At 42.1% G+C, this 16,394-nt stretch carries 16 protein-coding genes; all 16 read left to right on the top strand.

Annotated elements, in window-relative coordinates; translation table 11 throughout:
• Positions 1-25 precede the first annotated feature (25 nt).
• The 16 genes from QF028_RS32375 to QF028_RS32450 all read left to right on the top strand — a co-directional run bounded on the left by QF028_RS32375 (position 26) and on the right by QF028_RS32450 (position 16,306).
• On the top strand, positions 26-463 hold the full coding sequence (locus QF028_RS32375; protein ID WP_429471890.1) for a hypothetical protein: 438 nt from the start codon (positions 26-28) through the stop codon (positions 461-463).
• On the top strand, positions 450-1,817 hold the full coding sequence (locus QF028_RS32380) for a 4Fe-4S binding protein (RefSeq protein WP_429471892.1): 1,368 nt from the start codon (positions 450-452) through the stop codon (positions 1,815-1,817). The genes QF028_RS32375 and QF028_RS32380 overlap by 14 nt, the downstream gene beginning before the upstream one ends.
• Positions 1,818-1,896: 79 nt before the next feature.
• The gene (locus tag QF028_RS32385; RefSeq protein ID WP_429471894.1) at positions 1,897-2,472 is read left to right on the top strand and encodes a YdhK family protein; all 576 of its coding nucleotides are present in this window, start codon (positions 1,897-1,899) and stop codon (positions 2,470-2,472) included.
• A 213-nt stretch (positions 2,473-2,685) separates the two neighbouring features.
• On the top strand, positions 2,686-2,970 hold the full coding sequence (locus QF028_RS32390; protein ID WP_335402021.1) for a YhdT family protein: 285 nt from the start codon (positions 2,686-2,688) through the stop codon (positions 2,968-2,970).
• Positions 2,967-4,418 carry a sodium/pantothenate symporter gene (gene panF / locus QF028_RS32395; RefSeq protein ID WP_429471897.1) on the top strand — a complete coding sequence of 484 codons (1,452 nt, stop codon included), beginning with the start codon at positions 2,967-2,969 and terminating at the stop codon, positions 4,416-4,418. Before QF028_RS32390 ends, panF begins: the two co-directional genes overlap by 4 nt.
• 106 nt (positions 4,419-4,524) lie before the next feature.
• On the top strand, positions 4,525-4,764 hold the full coding sequence (locus QF028_RS32400; RefSeq protein WP_429471899.1) for a DUF2198 family protein: 240 nt from the start codon (positions 4,525-4,527) through the stop codon (positions 4,762-4,764).
• A gap of 221 nt (positions 4,765-4,985) precedes the next feature.
• Entirely contained in the window at positions 4,986-6,965 is a 1,980-nt protein-coding gene (gene uvrB / locus QF028_RS32405) for an excinuclease ABC subunit UvrB (RefSeq protein WP_429471902.1), read from the top strand.
• A gap of 7 nt (positions 6,966-6,972) precedes the next feature.
• A complete protein-coding gene (gene uvrA, locus QF028_RS32410) occupies positions 6,973-9,846 on the top strand; it encodes an excinuclease ABC subunit UvrA (protein ID WP_429471904.1) in 2,874 nt (957 codons plus the stop codon).
• A 317-nt stretch (positions 9,847-10,163) separates the two neighbouring features.
• Positions 10,164-10,478, top strand: coding sequence for a DUF4870 domain-containing protein (locus QF028_RS32415; protein WP_088089577.1), 315 nt, complete (start codon positions 10,164-10,166; stop codon positions 10,476-10,478).
• Positions 10,479-10,518: 40 nt separating this feature from the next.
• Complete coding sequence (locus tag QF028_RS32420; RefSeq protein ID WP_429471906.1) at positions 10,519-11,628, top strand: DUF4097 family beta strand repeat-containing protein; 1,110 nt, start codon at positions 10,519-10,521, stop codon at positions 11,626-11,628.
• A gap of 15 nt (positions 11,629-11,643) precedes the next feature.
• On the top strand, positions 11,644-12,009 hold the full coding sequence (locus tag QF028_RS32425) for a phage holin family protein (protein WP_429471908.1): 366 nt from the start codon (positions 11,644-11,646) through the stop codon (positions 12,007-12,009).
• Between the two features lie 376 nt (positions 12,010-12,385).
• Entirely contained in the window at positions 12,386-13,321 is a 936-nt protein-coding gene (gene hprK / locus QF028_RS32430; protein ID WP_429471911.1) for an HPr(Ser) kinase/phosphatase, read from the top strand.
• Positions 13,322-13,342: 21 nt separating this feature from the next.
• Positions 13,343-14,161, top strand: a complete 819-nt coding sequence (gene lgt, locus QF028_RS32435) for a prolipoprotein diacylglyceryl transferase (protein WP_429471913.1) — start codon at positions 13,343-13,345, stop codon at positions 14,159-14,161.
• Positions 14,162-14,191: 30 nt separating this feature from the next.
• Complete coding sequence (locus QF028_RS32440; protein WP_429471915.1) at positions 14,192-15,136, top strand: nucleoside recognition domain-containing protein; 945 nt, start codon at positions 14,192-14,194, stop codon at positions 15,134-15,136.
• Positions 15,129-15,773 carry a pyrophosphatase PpaX gene (ppaX, locus tag QF028_RS32445; protein ID WP_429471917.1) on the top strand — a complete coding sequence of 215 codons (645 nt, stop codon included), beginning with the start codon at positions 15,129-15,131 and terminating at the stop codon, positions 15,771-15,773. Before QF028_RS32440 ends, ppaX begins: the two co-directional genes overlap by 8 nt.
• Before the next feature lie 5 nt (positions 15,774-15,778).
• Complete coding sequence (locus QF028_RS32450) at positions 15,779-16,306, top strand: acyltransferase (protein WP_088089571.1); 528 nt, start codon at positions 15,779-15,781, stop codon at positions 16,304-16,306.
• Positions 16,307-16,394 lie beyond the last annotated feature (88 nt).

The following is a 16,394-nucleotide window of genomic DNA, read 5'->3' on the forward strand; positions in this document are numbered from 1 at the left end:
AATTAACTTTCTGGAGGTGGAAAAATTGAAAAAACTATATTTACTTATTTTTACATTAGTATTTATTTTCTCATTCGATGTAAGGGCTTTAGCAGATGAGGGGCATTCTCATAGCCCAAACATTAAACAAGCAACAGAGAACCTCAAAAATAGTGGTACAAAGAGTCAAGATGCATCCAGTGAGGGTGATGACATGGAAGGAATGTACCATGACAGCGGAACGGACATGGAAGGAATGAACCATGACAGTGGAACGGACATGGAAGGAATGAATCATGACAGTGGAACAGACATGGAAGGTAGCGGTGGAGAAGCTCACGATCATCATGCAGCAGTGGTTGAAGTACCGCCAAATTATAAAGTGTTAGGTACCTTTGGAGCAGTAAATCTATCATTTATCTTAATAGGTGTTTGGAATAAATGGTTTAGAAGAAAGGGGGATTTAAACAATGGCAATGCCTGAGAAAAACTTACCTGAAAAGGAATCTTTTGATCTTCAATCTATACCAGTTGTGAAGAAATTTGTTAAAAGCAAATGGTATCCTGGAATCTTTCAATGGATCGTTATCTTTGTATTTTCCATTATTGTTTATGAATTAGTAATGGGAACTGTTGATCCAAGTAAAAACTTTGGTACCACGATGACATGGGTGTTATGGTGGCCGATTATACCCGTTCTATTTTTAGTAACTGGCCGCTTCTGGTGTGCCATCTGTCCGTTCGGTAAATTAAGTGATATTGTCCGGAAACTTGTTGGCAGCAAGCGACCAATGCCTAAGTTTTTAAAAAAATATGGAATTTGGTTGATTGATTTATTCTTTATAATGATTACTTATAGTGACCATGTGTGGGGAATTGTCGAGTCACCAAGAGGTTCAGGTTACTTATTGCTTTTACTTGTCACAATGGTTGTAGCCACCTCCGTTTTTTATGAAAGAAGAACCTTCTGTAAGACGCTTTGTTTCCTTGGCGGTCTTGCTGGAAACTATTCACGCTCTGGAGCTTTAAAAGTTCAGGCAACACCTGATGTTTGTAAACCCTGTAAAGTGCAATCCTGTTATAAAGGAACTGAGGGTGTTGAAGGATGTCCAATGTTCCAATTTCCACGGACAATGGAATCTAGTGCAGAATGTAATATTTGCGGGAACTGTGTGAAAAACTGTCCAAATAATTCTGTTAAAATTACAACAAGAGTTCCAACGAAAGAGTTATGGAGCTTAAAAAATCCAAAGCTTGAGCATGCTTCTCTAGCTGCTGTTATTATGGGAATCGTGTTTGTACAAAATATTACGATGCTTGAACCTTGGCAGAAAATTTTAACTGCTATTGGATCTGTTACTGGTACTACAAGCTATGTTGTTAACTTTACGATCGCCTTTATCATTGCCATGGCATTACCAATCCTATTATTGTTAGGCACTGCAAGAATTGCTTCTTTCCTTGGAATGGAAGGCACACTCAAAAAGAACTTTACACGTTTTGGTTATGCGATTATTCCTTTAGATCTTGCTGGACATCTGGCTCATAACCTGTTCCATATCTTCACTGAAGGAAAGGCCGTTTGGTTTAATTCGATCAGATTATTTGGGGTCAATTCCAATCCAGCGAGTTTAAGTCTCGCTTCCACACCAACCGTACAAATGATTCAATATATTGTAATCTTAATTGGATTGGCAGGCACTTGTTATGTTGTGTACAGAATGGGAAAAGGCAAAAAGACAGCATTTAAGGCCATGCTTCCTTACTACGTACTCATGACTGTTCTTGCGATCACTAATATTTATTTATTCTCTCTACCTATGATGCACAGAGTTTAATTAAAGAAGGTAATTCTTCATAATTTCTGCAAACTTTAGATGTAGAATACTTTAGAAATAAGATTTCTAGGAGGTAATCATGAAGAGTAAAAGATTGGTAGTAGGATTTGTTTCTTTTGTATTAATATTTTTGTTATCTGCTTGTGCGAGCAACAGTGATCAGAAAAGTGATGATGAAAATAATAAAAATATGGACCATAAAAGTATGAATATGGATCATATGGAGCATTCTAGTTCAGGTCAAATTCCGAAAGGTTTAATGGAGAAAGAGAATCCAACCTATAAAACTGGAAGTCAAGCTATTATCCAAGCTGCCCATATGGAAGGTATGAACGGTGCTAAAGCAACAATTGTGGGTGCATATGATACAACAGCCTACGCGGTTTCCTATACTCCAACAACAGGTGGAGAAAAAGTGAAGAACCATGAATGGGTTATTCAAGAAGAAATTAAGAATGCTGGTAGTGAAACATTAAAACCCGGAACCGAAGTTACCATAGAAGCTGACCACATGGAAGGTATGAAGGGTGCAACTGGGACAATTGATTCGGCCGAACAAACAACAGTATATATGATTGATTACACTCCGGCTGCTGGGGGAGAAAAAGTGAAAAATCATAAATGGGTAACAGAAAGTGAACTTTCAACCAAATAAAGGTTAGAATTAGACAAAAGGCAACAGAATGAGCTCATTCTGTTGCCTTTTGTCTACAAACTATGAATAAGTTTATTTGCAGAAATAAGGGAGATTTGGTGTTGATATTATGAATAGTTAATGGAGGAAAATAGTTTTAAATTGGATATTTTTTCATTATTGGTTAAAATAACTTGATGATGTTAGAGAGAATTTTCACCCAGGAGGAATCAAATGAAAAAAAGCAGCAATCCACTGGACAAGCGTTTCAAGATCGCTCACAGAGAAGCCCTAATTGGAATTATTCTTGTTTTGATTAATTTTATCTGGTGGTACGGTTTTGCCTATGGGCTTGGTTCGGCCAAAGTAGAACAATATTCGTACATATATGGTTTGCCAGCATGGTTTTTTTACAGCTGTATTCTTGGCTTTATTGTTATGGTTATACTCGTTATTTTTGCCGTAAGAGTTTTATTCAAGGATGTTCCCTTTGAAGTGGAAGAGGGGGAAAACAAGTGAACTGGGCCGTCATTACACCATTACTTATATTCTTATTGATTATCTTCGCTGTTGGGATGTGGTCAAACAAATTTGTTATTAAATCCAATTCTTTCTTGGAGGAGTACTTTTTAGGAGAACGTCAAATGGGCGGATTCATCCTGGCGATGACGATGGTTGCGACGTATGGAAGTGCCAGCAGCTTTATCGGAGGGCCCGGGGTTGCTTATACGCAAGGATTAGGCTGGGTCCTGCTTGCCATGGCCCAATTAGCAACCGGTTATTTTACGTTAATGGTATTGGGGAAGAAATTTGCGATTATATCCCGTCAGTACAAGGCAATCACCTTAATTGACTTTCTAAAAGAGCGCTATAAAAGTAAAGCGGTCGTGTTATTCTCAGCCGCAAGTATTATCATCTTTCTGTTTTCATCGATGACCGCCCAATGGATTGGCGGAGCACGTTTGGTAGAAAGTTTAACAGGCTTGCCATATACGACTGCTTTATTAATCTTTGCTTTTTCCGTCCTCGTCTTTGTTATTGTCGGCGGCTTTCGTGCGGTTGCGATCACAGACACCATCCAAGGTGTGGTCATGTTTGGGGGAACGTTAATCCTGTTAATCGCTACAATTAAAGCAGGTGGAGGAATCCCGAAGATCATCTCAGATTTAGCAACGGAAAATCCTAATTTAATCAGTCCCTATGGTGCAGAACGTAGTTTAACGCCATCCTTTGTTTCCTCCTTTTGGATTTTAGTAGGGATTGGCGTCGTCGGCTTGCCGCAAATTGCTGTCCGAGCGATGTCTTATAAAAATTCGAAGGCGATGCATAATGCGATTATTATTGGAACCATTGTCGTCGGTTTTATCATGCTGGGTATGCATCTCATTGGCGTGTTTGCAAGACCTGTTCTACCAGGTGTGAAAATCGGTGATACTGTTATGCCTTTGTTATCAATGAAAGTACTGCCGCCCTATGCTGCGGGTATCGTTCTCGCTGCACCGATGGCAGCCATTATGTCGACGGTGGACGCTCTTTTAATTCTAGTTAGCTCTGCACTAGTAAAAGATGTCTATTTAAATTACATCAAGCCGGATGCAGGGAACGACCTTGTGAAAAAGGTTAGTTTCAGCGTGACGGCGATTATTGGAATTGTGGTCATTCTGTTCTCGTTAAGTCCACCTGATTTAATCGTTTGGCTGAATCTGTTTTCTTTTGGGGGACTCGAGTCGGTCTTTATTTGGCCGGTTATTTTAGGACTATATTGGAGTAAGGGCAATAAATACGGGGCAATTACTTCGATGGTTTTAGGGATGGGTTCTTATATTTTATTAGATCAATTTTATCCAAATGCATTTGGGTTTCATACGGTGGTCCTCCCTATTCTGCTTTCTCTCCTGGGATTCGTGGTAACTAGTTTATTTACACAGCAAAACGAAGGTACGATCAACGTTAGAATGGAAAAATAAGCTAAGGTGCTTCGAAAGGCAGTTCATCTATCATTTTTGTTGCAATTATGTGCAATAATTTCTAGAATGAATTAACAGAAATTAATGTATGAATGAGGTGTACTCATTGGAAACCGTTATTCGATATTTGTCAGCACTTATTCTTCCGGGGTTGCTGGTCCTGCTTTTTACAAGGGTTACTTACAACCGGGTCATCGGGCTAGTTTTAACCGTTGCCCTGATTGCTACTTCAGTATATAAAGGGTATACCAACACATTTGTGCTCATCGTAGTGGATGCCTTCTCGTTAACAGCAGGGTTTTGGATGGCAGAAAAAATGAAGCAGAGAGCCATTAATAAGAGTTAATACATTCGAAGTTTTAGTGAGTCTGTCAGGAAAATGGCAGGCTTTTTGTGTTGAAATTTAAAAAAACGAATATTCGTTCGCATATTATTGGTTTGTTTTTAGGGGAATGTGGTAAAATGTTAATATGAATTTTAGTGGATACACTTGAAAGCAACCATCCCGGTCCATTAACAAGGTACATATGCTGAAAAGTGATTGATATTTCGGGAGGGGGAATATTTGTGAAGGACCAATTTGAATTAGTTTCAAAGTACTCGCCACAAGGGGATCAGCCAGAGGCAATCAGACAATTAGTCGAGGGTATTCGAAACAATAAACGCCAGCAGACGCTGCTTGGCGCTACAGGTACGGGTAAAACATTTACGATTTCCAACGTGATTAAAGAAGTAAATAAACCTACCCTTGTCATCGCCCACAACAAAACACTAGCTGGACAGCTTTACAGTGAGTTTAAAGAATTTTTCCCAAACAACGCAGTCGAGTATTTTGTCAGCTATTATGATTACTTTCAGCCAGAGGCTTACGTCCCACAGACCGATACCTTCATTGAAAAAGATGCTAGTATCAACGATGAAATTGATAAACTGCGGCACTCAGCGACATCTTCCCTATTCGAACGGAAAGATGTGATTGTGATTGCCTCTGTTTCTTGTATTTATGGATTAGGTTCTCCTGAAGAATATAGTGAAATGGTGTTATCGCTTAGAACGGGAATGGAAGTGGAACGCAATCAACTATTGCGCCGATTAGTCGATATCCAATACGACCGAAACGATATCGATTTCAAGCGCGGAACTTTCCGTGTCCGTGGCGATGTTGTTGAGATTTTCCCTGTTTCTCGTGATGAGCACTGCATGCGTGTCGAGTTTTTTGGTGATGAAATTGATCGGATTCGAGAGGTCGATGCATTAACCGGAGAAATCATTGGGGAACGAGAACATGTAGCGATTTTTCCAGCATCCCACTTCGTTACAAGGGAAGAAAAGCTGAAAATAGCGATTGAAAATATTGAAAAAGAACTGGAAGTTCGTCTGGAAGAACTGCGAGATGATAATAAATTACTCGAAGCTCAGCGACTTGAACAGCGGACGCGCTATGACCTGGAAATGATGCGTGAAATGGGTTTTTGCTCAGGGATTGAAAATTACTCGCGCCATTTAACCTTAAGGGATGCGGGCTCGACACCTTATACACTGCTTGATTATTTTCCAAAGGACTTTTTGATGGTGATTGATGAGTCGCATGTTACCTTGCCGCAAGTGAGAGGGATGTTTAATGGGGATAAAGCGCGGAAACAAGTGCTTGTTGATCATGGCTTCCGTCTGCCATCAGCGCTTGATAACCGGCCGTTAATGTTTGATGAGTTCGAAAAGCATATCCAGAATATCATTTTTGTTTCGGCTACACCTGGACCATACGAGCTTGAGCATACGCCGGAAATGGTTTCGCAGATTATCCGCCCGACAGGACTTTTGGATCCAACACTTGAGGTCCGTCCAATTGAGGGGCAAATCGATGACTTGATTGGTGAAATTCACGAACGGGTTAGGAAAAATGAACGTGTCCTGGTTACCACTTTGACGAAAAAAATGTCCGAGGACCTAACCGATTATCTAAAGGAAATCGGTATCAAAGTTCAATATTTACATTCGGAGGTTAAGACACTCGAACGGATTGAAATTATCCGAGAACTGCGTCTCGGCAAATATGACGTTCTCATCGGAATTAACCTGCTCCGAGAAGGATTAGATATACCAGAAGTTTCGCTCATCGCGATTCTAGATGCCGACAAGGAAGGCTTCCTTCGTTCCGAACGGTCGTTAATCCAAACGATTGGCCGTGCCGCCCGGAATGCCCATGGACATGTAATCATGTATGCAGACAAAATCACGAACTCAATGGAATTAGCGATAAGTGAAACGAAACGCCGTCGTGCCATTCAGGAAGAATATAATCGCAAGCATGGAATCACGCCAATGACGATTCAGAAGGATATTCGCGATGTCATCCGTGCCACCCATGCAGCGGAAGATCAGGAAGATTACAAACCAGCGGCATCGTTCAGTAAGATGTCGAAGAAAGAAAAAGAAAAACTAATTGCCACGATGGAAAAAGAAATGAAAGTCGAAGCAAAGGCGCTTAATTTTGAACGGGCCGCTGAGCTTCGTGATTTAATATTGGAACTTAAGGCGGAAGGATGACGTTACAATGGCAATGGAAAAACTGATTGTGAAAGGCGCCAGAGCCCACAATTTGAAAAATATAGATGTCACCATTCCGAGAGATAAGCTTGTTGTACTGACAGGACTTTCCGGCTCAGGAAAGTCCTCGCTTGCCTTTGATACGATTTATGCAGAAGGGCAGAGGCGCTATGTCGAATCCCTGTCTGCCTATGCGCGGCAATTCCTTGGCCAGTTAGATAAACCGGATGTGGATGCGATTGAGGGTCTCTCCCCGGCCATTTCCATCGATCAAAAAACAACAAGCCGGAACCCTCGTTCAACGGTCGGTACGGTGACAGAAATCTATGATTATTTACGATTATTATTTGCAAGGGTCGGGCACCCAACCTGTCCGATTCATGGAATTGAAATTTCCTCGCAAACGATTGAGCAGATGGTCGACCGAATTTTAGAATACCCGGAACGGACCAAAATGCAAATCCTAGCCCCAGTTATTTCAGGCCGTAAAGGATCACATGTGAAGGTGTTCGAGGATATCAAGAAACAAGGATTTGTCCGTGTCCGTGTGGATGGGGAAATGATTGACCTTGGTGATGACATCGGACTTGAAAAAAACAAAAAGCATTCGATTGAGGTTATTATCGACCGGATCGTTGTCAAGGAAGGGGTGTCGGCAAGGATTGCCGATTCACTCGAGACCGCACTGAAACTGGGCGAAGGTAAGGTTATTGTTGACGTAATCGGACAAGAAGAACTGTTATTTAGTGAAAATCATGCCTGTCCGCACTGTGGTTTTTCAATTGGAGAACTAGAACCGCGGATGTTTTCCTTCAACAGTCCGTTTGGCGCCTGCCCAGAATGTGATGGACTTGGCTCCAAGCTTGAAGTCGATCTCGATTTGGTCATTCCTAATCGTGATTTGACACTAAAAGAGCATGCTATTGCCCCGTGGGAGCCAACAAGTTCTCAATATTATCCGCAGTTGCTTGAGGCCGTATGCAATCATTTCGGAGTGGATATGAATACCCCTGTTAAGGAAATCCCTGAACACCTATTGGAAAAAGTCCTCTATGGGGGCGGGCGTGAAAAGATTTATTTCCGCTATGAAAATGATTTTGGCCAGATTCGTGAGGGCAATATAGAATTTGAAGGTGTCATCCGTAATGTTGAGCGCCGGTACAAAGAGACCAGCTCTGATTACATCCGGGAGCAAATGGAAAAATATATGGGCGAGCAGGCATGTCCAACCTGTAAAGGCTACCGTTTGAAAAAAGAAACTTTGGCTGTCCTAATTAATGGCCGGCATATTGCCCATGTTACCGACCTTTCGATTGAAGAAGCAAATCAATTTTTTGCAGAATTAGACCTTTCAGAAAAAGAAATGCAAATTGCCAAATTGATTTTCCGTGAAATTAGTGAACGGCTAGGTTTCTTAATTAATGTCGGTCTCGATTATTTAACACTGAGCCGGACAGCTGGTACGCTTTCAGGCGGGGAAGCCCAGCGGATTCGCTTGGCCACACAAATCGGTTCGCGTTTAACGGGTGTCCTATATATCTTGGATGAACCGTCAATCGGACTGCATCAGCGGGATAATGACCGCTTAATCGGGGCATTGCAAAACATGCGCGATATCGGCAACACCTTGATTGTCGTCGAGCATGATGAGGACACCATGCTTGCTGCCGATTATTTGATTGATATCGGCCCAGGTGCCGGGGTGCATGGCGGTGAAATCGTCTCGGCTGGTACACCTGCTGAGGTGATGGCTGACCCGAATTCACTGACAGGTCAATATCTATCAGGGAAGAAGTTTATTCCGCTGCCACTTGAGCGCCGCAAACCGGATGGTCGCTTTATTGAAATCAAAGGGGCTTCCGAAAATAACTTAAAAAATGTCAATGTGAAGCTGCCGCTTGGTATGTTTATTGCAGTAACTGGTGTATCGGGGTCGGGGAAAAGTACCCTTATCAACGAGATCCTCCATAAATCACTTTCACAAAAGCTGCACCGTGCAAAAACAAAACCTGGTGAACATAAAAGCATTAAAGGAATTGAGTATTTAGAAAAAGTCATCGATATTGATCAGTCGCCAATCGGCCGAACACCGCGCTCGAATCCTGCCACCTATACTGGGGTTTTCGATGACGTCCGTGATGTGTTTTCGAACACAAACGAAGCGAAGGTCCGTGGTTATAAAAAAGGCCGCTTCAGCTTTAATGTGAAGGGAGGACGCTGCGAGGCGTGCCGCGGTGATGGGATTATCAAAATTGAAATGCACTTTTTACCCGATGTGTATGTACCTTGCGAAGTCTGCCACGGCAAGCGATATAATCGCGAAACCTTAGAAGTAAAGTACAAAGGAAAAAACATTTCAGATATCCTGGATATGACCGTGGAGACGGGAGTTGAATTTTTTGAAAATATTCCAAAAATCAGCCGCAAGCTGCAAACCATTTATGATGTTGGCCTCGGATACATTAAATTAGGGCAGCCGGCGACAACTTTATCTGGAGGAGAAGCGCAGCGCGTCAAGCTCGCTTCTGAACTGCACCGTCGCTCGCAAGGGAAATCCTTTTACATTTTAGATGAGCCGACAACAGGTCTTCATGTCGATGACATTTCACGCTTACTCGTTGTGCTGCAGCGATTGGTTGATAATGGCGATACTGTGTTAGTGATTGAGCATAATCTCGATGTCATTAAGGCAGCCGATTACCTTGTCGATCTTGGACCTGAGGGCGGCGACAAGGGCGGAACGATTGTGGCAATCGGAACACCAGAAAAGATAGCCGAAGTTCCTGAATCATATACGGGCAAGTACTTAAAACCAATTCTTGAACGTGACCGGTTACGAATGAAACAGGAAATTGAAGATAAGAGTACCATAAAAGCATAGATAGTAATGAAGAGCCGAAATTCGGAGGGATGCCTTCTGAATTCGGTTCTTTTTTATGAGCTGAACTCCGGATAAATGTGGGTTTGGCGGAATTACGGCTGGAATCAGCGGAATAAGTATGAGAGTTCGCGGAATAAATAGTGAGTCCGGCGGAATAAATTAAAGTTTGGCGGTATTCCGGGTCAATTCGGCGGAATCTAAACCAAAGAGCTGCCTAATTCAAACGCAACCAAGAAGGCACCCACTTTTTCTAAAAATATACGAAACTTTCTCCTCTCCTATTTCGTAAATAAAAGATAAAGGAGTTGGGCGCAGAAATGGAAACGAGAAAGGTTCTTTCAAGCTTGTGCTATTTTAGTATTTTTTTCGCTGGGTTTATTTTTCCGCTGATCGTGTTTATTGCGACGGGAGATGAAGTCACAAAAAGACATGCCAAAAAATCACTACTATCGCATTTAATTCCACTCATTCCAACACCATTTATTGTATTCGGTATCTACTATGATTTCGCCACTATTCAAGACAGGGTGCCTGCTTTTACCATTATAAGTATGGTTGTCCTTTTGATTATCTGGCTTGTTGTCGTCATCTGGAACATTATCAAAGGCGTAAAGGTCTTAGTTTCTGAATAAGCATAAAGTGAGACAAATTTATGATTCTGGGGTGGAAAAGATGAAAGAAGAAAAAAAGCGGATCTTAAAAATGGTTGAAGAAGGCAAATTGACCGTTGATGAAGCAGTAACATTGCTTGATGAACTCGAAAAGGCCCAGCAGACGATGGAGCAGAAGCAAGAGCAAATTGTGAATGAACTCTCGACAGCTGTGAATTTTGAAGAAACGAAAAAGGAAGACCCCTTACAGGCGAAATACCAATCGACAAAGGAGAAGATTTTTGATTTTGTCGATACAGCATTGAAAAAAATCAAAGATTTTGATTTTGATTTGAACTTTGGCCAATCCATCGAAATCTCACATATTTTCCACCAAGGTGATGTCGACCTGACAAATATGGACATTGATGTAGCTAACGGGTCCATAAAGATTGCTGCATGGGACCAGCCGGATGTACGAATTGAATGCCAGGCGAAGGTATTTAGGGTTGAAAACTCAGACCAAGCGCGGCAGAACTTTTTAAGAGATGTCGTTTTTTCTGTTGAGAATCGGAAATTACGTTTTATGACACAGCAAAAGTGGATGAAAGTTGAATCCGTTATTTATGTGCCAAAATCTGAGTATGAGCGCGTGCGCATTAGGATGTTTAATGGCACTATATTAGGGGAAGAAATGAATGTAGCTGACCTAAGGGTGAAAACCGCAAATGGGAAAATAAACCTCGAACGGATAAAAGGAAAAAAAGCAGAGGTTGAAACAGCGAACGGAAAAATCAAGATTATCAACAGTCAAATTGAGGATCTTGAGGCAGAGACCATAAACGGGGGAATCAAACTTGATGGTGATTTCAAAAAAGTAGAAACCCAATCCTTTAATGGAAACATCAGCTATAATATCAGCGGTAACCGAACGGAAGTAATACAAGTAAAAGCGACCACTGGCGGGATCGACCTATTCGTCCCTGAAGGGTTGCCAGTAAATGGGGAGCTTAAGACCAATCTTGGCGGTTTTAATGTGCAGCTAGTCGGTGTACAGATATTGGAGGAGAAAAGCGAGATGATTCAGAAATCGCTCCGCTTCCAATCTATTAATCATCCTGATAAAATGGTGAAAATTTATGCTGACACAAAAACTGGTTCCATCGCGATTCATAGATCACAAGATGTATAACTAGGAGAGCCGAAAATGAGATGGCTGATTGGATGTTTAATTAATGCGGTTTTATTTATGGCACTTGCGGGTTATTTTCACGAAAGTTTTCAATTAACCGGATTTAGTGCCGCACTTCAGGCAAGCTTTTTATTGTCGATATTAAATGTTTTGGTGCGCCCGCTCCTGGTTTTATTTACTTTGCCAGTGACAGTTTTAACCTTAGGGTTGTTTCTATTTGTCATCAATGCCATTACGCTTGAACTGACGGACTATTTGATGGGTGACGCCTTTGAGATTTCTAGTTTTGGCATGGCATTCTTTTTCGCTGTACTTATGTCACTTGTAAACTTGATTATTCAAAAAACGCTTCTGCAACCATCAAGGAAATCGAAGGATTAATGGTAAGGGTGTTCACCTAATAGGTGTGCACTCTTTTTTTTTGAAAAAAATATCCAAATCAATTTTTTAGACAGGAAAGTATGGTTATTCATTAAAAAATGCTAAAATAAATGGAAATGGAATTTTTATGTTTTCAAAATTTATTGCTGTCTAGCTCCAGGCGCCATCGGCTCGAGGTCATAAGCCAATCCGTCAAGAAGGTTAAAGAGCAACCTTCATGCCGGCTCGTCTTATGCTTGGCTACATAAAGCTAACGCTTTATGTACGCATTAAGGGAGACTAATTCTCTGGCAACGCTACGCTTGCCATCGAAAAGTCTCCCTATATCGCCGATAGGCAGGCGCCTTACGCTTTTCTAGTTAAGGAGGATGTTTCCATGCCGAAAGTTCGTACCAAAGATATACTAGAGAAATTTAATCTTGAATTGGTCAGCGGTGAAGAAGGAATTAACCGCCCGATTACTATGAGTGACATCTCCCGTCCAGGAATTGAAATTGCTGGATATTTTGAATTTTATCCCGCGGAACGTATTCAACTCTTAGGAAAAACAGAACTATCATTTTTTGAAATGCTTTCCGAAAACGAACGGATTTCAAGAATGGAACGTTTATGCACCGATATCACTCCAGCGATTATTGTCACAAGAGATATTGAGGTACCCATAGAGCTGATTGAAGCATCAGAGCGTGAATCAGTTCCTGTTCTACGTGTGGGCATGAAAACGACCCGTTTCTCCAGCCGGCTAACCAATTACTTAGAGAGCAAGCTGGCGCCAACGACGGCTGTCCATGGTGTCTTAGTGGATGTTTATGGGATTGGTGTGTTAATTACCGGAAAAAGCGGTGTTGGTAAAAGTGAAACCGCATTAGAATTAGTCAAGCGCGGTCATCGTCTCATCGCGGACGATTGCGTGGAAATTCGTCAGGAAGACCAGGATACCTTAGTTGGGACGTCTCCGGATTTAATCGAGCATTTACTAGAAATCCGCGGTTTAGGGATTATCAATGTGATGACTCTGTTCGGTGCAGGTGCGGTCCGCAGTAATAAACGTATCACACTCGTTATGAATTTAGAAATTTGGGACTCCAAAAAACAGTATGACCGTCTTGGTTTGGATGAAGAGACAATGAAAATTATCGACACGGAAGTACCTAAGTTAACCATCCCCGTTCGTCCGGGACGAAATCTCGCGGTTATTATTGAAGTAGCGGCCATGAATTTCCGTCTGAAACGAATGGGAGTGAATGCTGCGCAACAATTTACCGAGCGCTTGTCTGATGTCATTGAAGACGGTGACCATGAAGAGATTTAAAGGGGAAGAGGAGATAGACAGATGAACGAAACAATTCAACCGCTAAATCCGATTGCCTTTACACTTGGGCCTATTTCGGTGCATTGGTATGGGGTAATTATTGGATCAGGTCTGGCACTTGCCTTGTACCTTGCCATAAGGGAAGGGAACCTGCGGGGACTTGATAAAGACACGTTTGCAGATTTAATGCTATGGGCCATTCCGATTGCGATTATTTCGGCCCGAATTTATTATGTGATTTTTGAATGGGATTATTATGTCAAACATCCGGCGGATATCCCGCAAATTTGGAATGGAGGCATCGCCATTCACGGTGCATTAATTGGCTCCGTCCTGACCGCCTATGTGTTTTCCAAAAAACGCGGCCTATCTTTCTGGAAGATTGCTGACATTGCCGCACCAAGTATTATTCTCGGACAGGCGATTGGCCGCTGGGGTAATTTCATGAACCAGGAAGCCCATGGCGGAGAAGTAACAAGAACTTTCCTAGAAAACTTACACTTGCCTACATTTATTATTGATCAAATGTATATTAACGGAACCTACTATCATCCAACGTTCCTTTATGAATCTCTCTGGGACTTTGCAGGCTTTTTCCTATTAATTTTCTTACGTAGAGTCAATTTCCGGCGCGGGGAACTGTTCCTAACCTATGTGATTTGGTATTCGATCGGCCGCTTTTTCATCGAAGGCTTACGGACCGATAGTTTAATGCTTGGAAGTCTTCGGATGGCGCAAACGATTTCGATTGCATTAGTGATTGGTGCATTAGCTATTCTCATTTATCGTCGAACAAAGCAGATTTCGGAGAAACGTTATTTAGATCAAGAGAATCTCTAACAGGAATTATTAAAGGAGAGTATGGGGGAAATGCTATTTAATTCATTGAAAAAGGGGTTGCTGGTTGGCTTAAAGACAACATGGACATTGGGAAAAGTAATCTTTCCTGTGACCCTGATTGTAGCCGTGCTGCAGTATACACCCGTACTGCCATGGATCATTAAAGTGATTTCCCCGCTTATGAAGCTGATCGGCTTGTCAGGGGATGCGGCCATTCCGCTTGTACTTGGGAATTTTCTCAACCTTTATGCGGCGATTGGAGCAATTTTAACGCTTGATTTTTCGGTAAAAGAAGTGTTTATTTTAGCAGTAATGCTGTCGTTTTCTCATAATTTATTTATTGAATCAGGCGTTGCGATGAAAGCCGGTGTAAAGCTGTGGATTGTTCTCGTCACAAGACCAGGACTTGCCCTGCTTTCTGGAGCCGTTATTAATCTTGTCTGGCATGGAGGCGGAGAAACTGCTAAATATGGATTTATTGAGCAGAGTGCTGAACCTGCAGAGGGAGTCGGCGGAATTCTCCTCGAAGCCATTCAAAAAGCAGGGCTGGGCATATTGCAGCTGGCCATGATCGTCATTCCGCTTATGATCGTGATTCAAATCTTAAAAGACATACAATGGTTAAATAAATTTTCAAAAACGATGGCTCCGGTTACCAAAACCTTAGGCATGCAGGAGAACACTTCGACCACGATGGCAGCCGGCCTGTTGTTCGGCTTAGCCTATGGTGCCGGTGTGATGATTCAGGCAGTTAAAGAAGATGGAGTCAGCAAAAAGGATATAACCTTGGCGTTTATTTTTCTAATGGCCTGCCATGCGGTTGTCGAGGATACGTTAATCTTTATTCCGCTTGGGATTCCGGTCTTGCCGTTGTTTCTCATCCGGATCGGTGTTGCCATTGTGTTAACCTTAATTGTCGGTACGATTTGGAAACGCTCGGGGCTTGTGAAAAGAAAGGAAGCAACCTATGACTAACAAAATTACTACGATTCTATTTGATTTAGACGGAACATTAATTGATACGAATGAATTGATTATTACGACGTACCTGCACACACTGGAAAAATACTACCCAAGCAAGTACCAGCGTGAGGATGTCCTGCCATTTCTCGGACCTACGCTGCACGAGGCGTTTGGCAGTATTGACCCTGATCAGGTCGAGGAAATGATTTTAGAATACCGCACCTTTAACATTGCCAATCATGATAGGCTAGTGAAGGAATTTATCGGTGTCACGGAAACGATTCGGACCTTAAAAGAAAAAGGGTATAAGCTCGGAGTTGTAACGACGAAACGTCATGATGTGACAATAAAGGGTCTGCGTTTGATGAACCTTGAACCATTCTTTGAGGTGATTGTTGCTTACGAACATGTCAGCAAGACCAAGCCTGATCCAGAACCGATATTTAAAGCATTAGAACAGCTGGATTCTTCGCCTGAAGAGACGATGATGGTCGGTGATAATTACCACGATATTTTAGCAGGAAAAAATGCTGGGACTGTAACGGCTGGCTGTGCGTGGTCGATTAAAGGTAGAGAGTATATTGCAAAGTACGAACCAGATTATATTCTAGAGAACATGGCTGACTTATTAACCATTCTCGGGGAGTGAAATGAGTGAGAAATACGACCCGCTACCCTGTTGAAGGGGCAAATTCCTTATGGCACGTCTACAAGACTGTGCCTTTTTGGAAGGTTGTCAGAAATTTTATTGTGATCCAACTGGCACGCTATACGCCATTCTTGGGGATGAAGAATTGGCTCTATCGTGTTTTTTTGGGCCTTAAAGTGGGCGAGCAGACCTCCTTTGCCTTAATGGTTATGCTGGATGTCATGTTCCCAGAAAAAATCAGCGTCGGCCGCAATACCGTTATCGGCTATAACACGACCATTCTTGCGCATGAGTATTTAATTAAAGAATACCGGCTTGGTCCGGTTGTTATTGGCAGTGAAGTGATGATCGGTGCAAATTCGACAATACTTCCAGGCGTGACGATTGGTGATGGGGCGATTGTCTCGGCGGGAACTTTAGTTCATAAGGACGTTCCTCCTGGATGTTTTGTTGGCGGGAATCCGATGCGACTTATTTACACGAAAGAAGAACTAGAAAAGCGTTGGGCAGAAGACCCGATTTATAGAAAGTAGATGAACCTGGTCAATTCCGACTAGGTTTTTTTTGCTATTTTTAAAATACTTCAAAAAAACAGTATTTAAGGCACGTTTTTGGTCTTGA

The sequence above is a fragment of the Neobacillus sp. B4I6 genome (assembly GCF_050434045.1).
GTDB lineage: Bacteria > Bacillota > Bacilli > Bacillales > Cytobacillaceae > Neobacillus.

What these genes read in the sequence shown, in the direction of transcription:
- QF028_RS32380 (WP_429471892.1), top strand. Translation starts at nt 450, where the DNA reads ATGGCAATGCCTGAGAAAAACTTACCTGAAAAGGAATCTTTTGATCTT.
- QF028_RS32385 (WP_429471894.1), top strand. Translation starts at nt 1,897, where the DNA reads ATGAAGAGTAAAAGATTGGTAGTAGGATTTGTTTCTTTTGTATTAATA.
- QF028_RS32390 (WP_335402021.1), top strand. Translation starts at nt 2,686, where the DNA reads ATGAAAAAAAGCAGCAATCCACTGGACAAGCGTTTCAAGATCGCTCAC.
- uvrA (WP_429471904.1), top strand. Translation starts at nt 6,973, where the DNA reads ATGGCAATGGAAAAACTGATTGTGAAAGGCGCCAGAGCCCACAATTTG.
- QF028_RS32415 (WP_088089577.1), top strand. Translation starts at nt 10,164, where the DNA reads ATGGAAACGAGAAAGGTTCTTTCAAGCTTGTGCTATTTTAGTATTTTT.
- QF028_RS32420 (WP_429471906.1), top strand. Translation starts at nt 10,519, where the DNA reads ATGAAAGAAGAAAAAAAGCGGATCTTAAAAATGGTTGAAGAAGGCAAA.
- QF028_RS32425 (WP_429471908.1), top strand. Translation starts at nt 11,644, where the DNA reads ATGAGATGGCTGATTGGATGTTTAATTAATGCGGTTTTATTTATGGCA.
- hprK (WP_429471911.1), top strand. Translation starts at nt 12,386, where the DNA reads ATGCCGAAAGTTCGTACCAAAGATATACTAGAGAAATTTAATCTTGAA.
- lgt (WP_429471913.1), top strand. Translation starts at nt 13,343, where the DNA reads ATGAACGAAACAATTCAACCGCTAAATCCGATTGCCTTTACACTTGGG.
- QF028_RS32440 (WP_429471915.1), top strand. Translation starts at nt 14,192, where the DNA reads ATGCTATTTAATTCATTGAAAAAGGGGTTGCTGGTTGGCTTAAAGACA.
- ppaX (WP_429471917.1), top strand. Translation starts at nt 15,129, where the DNA reads ATGACTAACAAAATTACTACGATTCTATTTGATTTAGACGGAACATTA.